Origin of the sequence: uncultured Methylobacterium sp. (genome assembly GCF_964244095.1) — a bacterium.
Taxonomy (GTDB): Bacteria; Pseudomonadota; Alphaproteobacteria; order Rhizobiales; family Beijerinckiaceae; genus Methylobacterium.
This window is the reverse complement of sequence record NZ_CAXTHR010000138.1, coordinates 1-2,963: the sequence shown is the minus strand read 5'-3', so window position 1 is coordinate 2,963 and position 2,963 is coordinate 1. Positions and strand designations below refer to the sequence as shown.

Sequence of the window (2,963 nt, the reverse complement as noted above, 5' to 3'; positions counted from 1 at the left end):
GAGGACCTCGCCGCCGGCTTCCGGCCGGTCTTCGCGCGGGTCCGCGCCACCGCCGTGGCGCGCGACCGGGAGCGCCGGCTGCCGCACGACGAGATCGGCTGGCTGAAGGCGGCGGGCTTCACCACCCTGCGGCTCGGGCGCGACCAGGGCGGCTTCGCCGCTAGCCTGCCGGAGCTGTTCGCCCTCTTGATCGAGCTGTCGCAGGCCGATCCCAACGTCACCAACGCGCTGCGCGCCCATTTCGGCTTCACTGAGGACGTACTGTGCTCGTCGTCGCCGGAGTGGCGCACGCGCTGGGTCGGGCGGATCGGCGACCGCCAGACCGTCGGCAGCGGCGTGTCCGAGACCGGGGCGGCCAAGGTCGGGCAGTTCGATACCGTTCTGCGCCCCCGAGGGGAGAACTGGCTCCTGAACGGCCAAAAATTCTACACGACCGGCGCGCTGTTCGCCGACTGGATCCACCTCTCGGCGCAGGACGCGGCGGGGGCGGCGATGGTCGCGGCGGTGCCCGTGCGCGCGCCGGGCGTCGCGATCGTGGACGATTGGGACGGCTTCGGGCAGGCGCTGACCGCGAGCGGCACCGCGACCTTCACCGACGTGATCCTCGGCCCCGACCTGATCAAGCCGGACCCGGAGCGCTTCCCCTACGCGATGGCGTTCTTCCAACTCGTCCACCTCGCGACGCTCGCGGGCATCGCGCGCTCGGCGGCGGTGGACGTGGCCAGGCTCGTGTCGGAGCGGACGCGGATCTACAGCCACGGCAACGCCGGCCGCAGCGGCGACGACCCGCAGGTGCTGGAGGTGGTCGGGCGCGTGCGTGGCGCAGCGTATGCGGCCGGTGCCGTCGTGCTGAAAGCCGCCGAGGCCCTGCAGCGGACCTACGAGGCCCATCGCGCCGGCCTCTCGGCCGAGCCCGAGGCCGCGATCGCCGATGTCGAGGTCAACCAGGCGGTGACGGTGGTGACGGACCTCGTCCTCGACGCCACCACGATCCTGTTCGACGCGCTCGGCGCCTCGGCGGCCAGGGGCGGGCTCGGCCTCGACCGGCACTGGCGCAACGCCCGCACCATCGCCTCGCACAACCCGCGGATCTACCGCGCCCGCACCGTCGGCGACTTCGCCGTCAACGGCACCGCCCCGCCGCGCGAGTACCGCGTCGGCTCCGCGTGAGCGGCGCCCGCACGACCGGACCTTGAAGAGGCTGAGGAGAAATCCAATGGCGCGTCACGGGGAAAGACTGCGCCTCGGCGCCTTCCTCTATCCGGGCGGCCACCACGTCGCGGCGTGGCGCCATCCCGCATCGCAGGCCGATGCTGGGATCGACCCGGCGCATTACCGGCGCTTGGCGCAAGTGGCCGAGGCCGCCAAGTTCGACCTGATCTTCCTCGCCGACGGGGTCAGCATCCGCGGCGACGACATCGATGCCTTGAGCCGCACGGCGATCCGCTATGTCGGGCAGTTCGAGCCGCTGACCCCGCTCTCCCATCTCTCGGCGGTGACCGAGCGCATCGGCCTCGTCGCCACCGCCTCGACGACCTACAACGAGCCCTTCCACGTGGCGCGCAAGTTCGCCTCGCTCGACCATCTCAGCCGCGGCCGGGCGGGCTGGAACCTCGTCACCTCGGCCGACCCGCGCGAGGCTTACAATTTCGGCCGCGAGAGCCACCTCGCCCATGCCCGGCGCTACGCGCGCGCCGAGGAGTTCGTCGACGTGGCGGCGGGACTGTGGGACAGCTTCGAGGACGACGCCTTCGTCCGCGACCGGGCGGAGGGGCGGTTCTTCGATCCCGACAAGCTGCACGTGCTGGCGCATGAGGGCGAGCACTTCTCGGTGCGCGGGCCCCTCAACGTGCCGCGCCCGCCGCAGGGGCACCCGGTGGTGGTTCAGGCCGGTTCCTCCGAAGCCGGCAAGGCGCTCGCCGCGCGGACCGCCGAGGTGATCTTCACGGCGCAGTCGACGCTGGCCGACGCAAAGGCCTTCTACGCGGACGTGAAGGGCCGGATGGCGCGGCATGGCCGCGATCCGGACGACCTCAAGATCATGCCCGGCGCCTTTCCCGTCGTCGGCCGCACCGAGGGCGAGGCGCAGGACAAGTACGGCGCGCTCCAGGCGCTGATCCACCCGGTGGTCGGGCGCTCGCTGCTGGAGCAACTCGCCGGCCTCGATCTCTCCGGCCACGCGGACGACGCCCCCGTTCCCGAGGCGCCCGGCACCGAGGGCGGCAAGAGCCGCCAGGATCTGCTGGTCACGCTGGCGCGGCGCGACGGTTTGACCATCCGCGAACTCTACCTGCGCATCGCGGGTGCCCGCGGGCACTGGACGCTCGTCGGCACCGCCGCGCAGATCGCGGACGCTCTCCAGGAGCGATTCGAGGCGGATGGCGCCGACGGCTTCAACATCATGCCGCCGACGCTGCCGGGCGGGCTCGACGACTTCGCCACGTTGGTGATCCCCGAACTCCAGCGCCGCGGCCTGTTCCGGACGGAATACGAGGGCCGCACGCTGCGCGAAAACCTCGGCCTGCGCCGCCCGGCCCATCGCCTGCATATCCCACCGGGTCGCGCGGCGGCCCAATAGCCGGCGGCGGGCGACGGGTGCGCCGTCACCGCACCGTCGCCGCGCAACACCCCGGATGCGGGCGCCCGGTAGCGGGCCGGCGCAGCATCCCGATTGCGACACGGACCGAACAGCCGCACGAGGGAGCGACCATGAGCCGGGACCGCCGCCTGCATCTCGGGGCCTTCATGCGCCCGGTCGGCATCCACACCGCGTGGTGGCGCTATCCCGGCGGATATCCGGACGCGAACTTCGACTTCGGGCATCTGGCGCACTTCGCCCGCCGGCTGGAGGGGGCGAAGTTCGACGCCTTCTTCATGGCCGACCACCTCGCGGTGATGAACATGCCGATGGCCGCCTTGCGCCGCTCGGCCACCGTGACCTCCTTCGACCCGCTGACCCTGCT

Annotated in this window: 2 protein-coding genes and 1 pseudogene; all 3 read left to right on the top strand. The window is 72.2% G+C overall.

Annotated features, from left to right (window positions below; translation table 11 throughout):
* Window positions 1–1,170 (top strand): acyl-CoA dehydrogenase family protein (locus ACFE86_RS17940; protein WP_375456681.1); only part of this gene is annotated, 1,170 nt, incomplete at its 5' end.
* Between the two features lie 46 nt (window positions 1,171–1,216).
* Window positions 1,217–2,578 carry an LLM class flavin-dependent oxidoreductase gene (locus ACFE86_RS17935; protein ID WP_375456680.1) on the top strand — a complete coding sequence of 454 codons (1,362 nt, stop codon included), beginning with the start codon at window positions 1,217–1,219 and terminating at the stop codon, window positions 2,576–2,578.
* 131 nt (window positions 2,579–2,709) lie between these two features.
* Window positions 2,710–2,963: pseudogene (locus ACFE86_RS17930) on the top strand (LLM class flavin-dependent oxidoreductase); the annotation flags it as partial.

Bases quoted from the DNA above. Each gene is read 5' to 3' on its own strand.
- ACFE86_RS17935 (WP_375456680.1), top strand. From the start codon at position 1,217: ATGGCGCGTCACGGGGAAAGACTGCGCCTCGGCGCCTTCCTCTATCCG.